We start from the raw sequence: 3,726 nt of genomic DNA on the forward strand, positions 1-3,726 counted from the left end.
GCGAAGTCCCAGTCGAGACGTAGTAACTGACAAGTAATTTTCTGCCATACTCGATAAATTTGTCCCCGAATGTTTCTATCGGGGAAGCATTCGAGCACAAGCACTCGATAAAAACATTCGAGCACAAGCTTTTTGGCAGAATTTGAAATCACAAATATCAAATCCTAAATAACAAGTAATTTCCAAAAACCAATTTTCAAATTTTAAAACAAATCACTGAATGTTATGGTTTTATTGGACATTGGGATTTGGTATTTGAGTTTTATCCCCGACTAAAACATTCGGGGACAAGCTTGTAATTTGTAGCTTGTTTTTTGGGATTTGCGGCTTGTCCGCGTTAAGTGTTATGCGGGTTTGAACAACAATTCTAGCGCATGCAACCCCTCTTGTTTATTTTATGTGATATTGTTGACTTTTTGTTTAGTATTCCTAATTTTAATAATGTAGAGGCGGAGGTGCGAGGTATCCAGCGTTTCCCAGGGATGAAAGTTCTTTAAAATCAGTTTTCGCATTCCCAAGAGCCCACCTGTTCAACCCACCTCTTTTGGTCAATTCCTAAAAAAGCTACGGACTGAAAAGCAACTTTCTCAAAGAGAGCTCGCTGGTCTATGGAGGTATCGCATGATTCAATCAGAAACTGGGAAACGGATAGGTTCTTACCCGGGAAAGAAAGCATAATAAAACTGGCTAAGGTCTTTCAGGTGGAAGAACTCACATTGACTGAACATAAACAAAAAGTAGTTTAGAACTCCAGGACAGTTCTCCAAAGCAAAAACAGAGTCAACCTTGTTGTTTTGAAGATAGTTAGAAGAAAATCTAAGTCGTTTTTTGAAAAGGTATTTATCAATCACGAAGGTGAATATCTTGTTTATCTCCCCTTGAAAGAACGTATTTTTGGGTTTCTTGCCCTTATTTTAATGTGTGTCTTGATTGTTATTATCACCCACCTTATTTTTGGCCAAACCTATCTGCAAACCCCTACAAATGATTTAATTCTTATCGCCGCATATGCTTCACTGTTTTTTTCAAGCATCATGGCTTCAATTCCGATGTTTTTCCGACGATTAAAACAATTTAAAATACATTTCGTGGTATTGAGTTTTGTGGTTTTCATGCCGTTGGGATTTATTTTTGTAGCCGTGGGTGATCTTGATACATTTTACCCGGAAGAGATTCCTAAAAGTATGTATCTGTTGTGGTTTGTCGGTGTTGGAAGCGTCATCATAATTATGCGGATCTATAGCCATCTCTTAAAGACGAATCTGACTCAAAAGATCAATCTGGAAACTGAAATCAACTTGGCAAAAAATATTCAGAATAAGATTTCACCGGTGATTGAAATTGAATTCTGTGATGCGAAATTGTTTGGTAAAGTGGTGCCGGCAGTTGAAGTTGGTGGGGATTTTATCGACGCGTATCATTTATCGGATAAGAGGCTTTTTGTTGCCATTGGCGATGTCTCCGGCCATAATCTCGCAGCAGGCCTGTTAATGGCAATTACCAAAGGTGCACTCCGTTCAGAGTTAACACATTTTCAGAATTTGAAAAATTTGATGACTTCATTAAACCGCATCATTTATGAAAATTCTGAGTCCACAATGTTTATTACTTTTGCCTGTGCACTCTTCGATTTCAAGTCTCATGAAGTGGCAATTGCCAATGCTGGACATTTGCCTGTCCTGAACATAAAAGGCGGCAAAATGTTGGAAGAAAATCCGGCAGGAATCGCATTGGGTCTCACCAAAAGTACCTATTATGAAATCAAAGTTCAGCCACTTGAAAAAGATGACTTCTGGGCATTTTATACCGATGGTATTGTTGAAACGATGTCTCCAGATGGCGATGAATTTGGCGAACAGGCATTTCAAAAATATTTGCTGGAAAACTATAAAATGAACTCACAGCTGAGTTTGTTTGATCGTTTACTTCAGAAAATCGATAATTTTTCTGGCGTTAAGCCGCATCAGGATGATGTGAGTTTTTTAGGAATTGAACTTTAAGTTGACTAGTTTGTTCAATTGACTTCTATTCCAAGCCAAGTAGATTCATTCATAAAAGCGGCGCATTTCAGCTCTGCATTATGGAAACACAATTTCAATGAACCCCAATAGTCAAGAAACGTTTTTGTCTGACCTATGCACGCGTCGAGCCGTCGAAATTGAATTGCAATCCACATACTCACTTGAAACATCCCAAAAGAATTTTGCTGTTGACACGTTGCTCAGCACTCTGCCTCCGAATGCAGATGAATACTATGTACTCTTGGGTAGGGATATTGTCGAGTTATCTCCAACAGGTGGTATTTCAAAATGTTCATTCAGCAGCCGGAGCAAGTTATGTATTTAACTTAAGTTTCGCAGCTATCTAAACCACTGATTTTTTAATCTGACTTACACAGAATTATAATGTAAAACATTGATTAGTAAAGCCTTAGTTCAGCATTCCATTTTACGCACGGAGGTATAGTTATTGTAATTGCTCGACTTCTATTGACCTTTTACCCATGAACGAAAAAGACATGTTTTTTTAAAAAACCACGGATTTTCACGGATTTCTTTTGTCCAACAGCCAAAATCCGTGTTCCATCCGTGGCAATCCGTGACTCAAAGCAATCACACGCAGATCGCAAACCAGTTTGACAAATTGTTTGCAGAAACTTCTACCAAGATAAAAAGATTTAGCGGCGCCACAATAAAGGATAAACGCCAGTTTGTATACGCCATTCTGTTGATGCAGATTAGCCAGTTGTTGAGTCTGGTGGACATGCAGAAAAAGATCTGAAATCGAATGATCCACTGGTAAAGACCTTGGAGAACTTGAGCGCAACGCTGCAGTCGCTTAAGGATGCCAAGGTTGACACTGATCCCAACGGTGTTCTCAAAGAGATGCTGAACACGGCGGCAGAGAGTGCACGCAATAAGACGGTTTATGCTAGGGCGCTCAAGAATGCAATGAACTTCTAATCGGGTAAGGGCGGGTTTCTCTCCCGCCCTCCCCACAACACCCAGCGTGCGGGTCCGCACTGGGCGTTTCATCGCAGGATGATTCAACATCAAATGCGAAAATGTTCTTTCACATTTACAAGGCTGGCGGTTGTCGCCGCGCCGCTCACGACTAAGCCCGGTCGGGCATAAATGCCGCAAGACGAGCGTGACAGTGCTCCTCCTTGACCGCGATGTTCGGCCCTTCACCATGTCTCGGCAATTAAACCGAGCGTTCGGCTACTATGACCTCTGCTGACTTCTGCCTAACTTGAGCGAGCGAGTTACCTCGCAAGCCGCTACGTTGAGTCTGTGGGTGCTATCCAGTTCGTCTCTCATGCCAGCTGATAGCACGCTGACATGCCTGGGCTTGGTATCCCGGAGGCCCTTGCCGGGTCTTACCACAGAAACAAACATCGCATGATAAGCAGATCTCCCCGGATAAGAACATGAACTTTCGCAGCACAACCGCATCATTTACCGTATCCGATGAACCCTGGGCTTTGTTATCATGTGCCAACTTACCCACGGACTCGGCCTTCTATGATGTTTCTGTTCGTCGGCTCACTGCTTTGCTACAGGCTTCCTTCCCACAAAGCCTCGCGGCTTTGCAGTTGCCTTTCGCTAATAGTTGCTGTACTTTAAATAAATACAGGAGTTCACCTATAAGGGACTTACACCCTATTAGTTCATGCCCATGCCGGGCGTACACAAAGCCATCCAGTCGGAGGCTCGTTCCTCGCCC

The 3,726-nt window shown here is 42.2% G+C and carries 2 protein-coding genes; both read left to right on the forward strand.

Annotation, left to right across the window (positions count from 1 at the left end):
* Positions 1 to 794 precede the first annotated feature (794 nt).
* Entirely contained in the window at positions 795 to 2,000 is a 1,206-nt protein-coding gene (locus IH879_21320) for a SpoIIE family protein phosphatase (GenBank protein MCH7677468.1), read from the forward strand.
* A gap of 598 nt (positions 2,001 to 2,598) precedes the next feature.
* Complete coding sequence (locus tag IH879_21325) at positions 2,599 to 2,781, forward strand: hypothetical protein (GenBank protein ID MCH7677469.1); 183 nt, start codon at positions 2,599 to 2,601, stop codon at positions 2,779 to 2,781.
* Positions 2,782 to 3,726: the final 945 nt, after the last annotated feature.

Source organism: candidate division KSB1 bacterium (assembly GCA_022562085.1).
In the GTDB taxonomy this organism is placed as follows: Bacteria; Zhuqueibacterota; Zhuqueibacteria; order Oceanimicrobiales; family Oceanimicrobiaceae; genus Oceanimicrobium.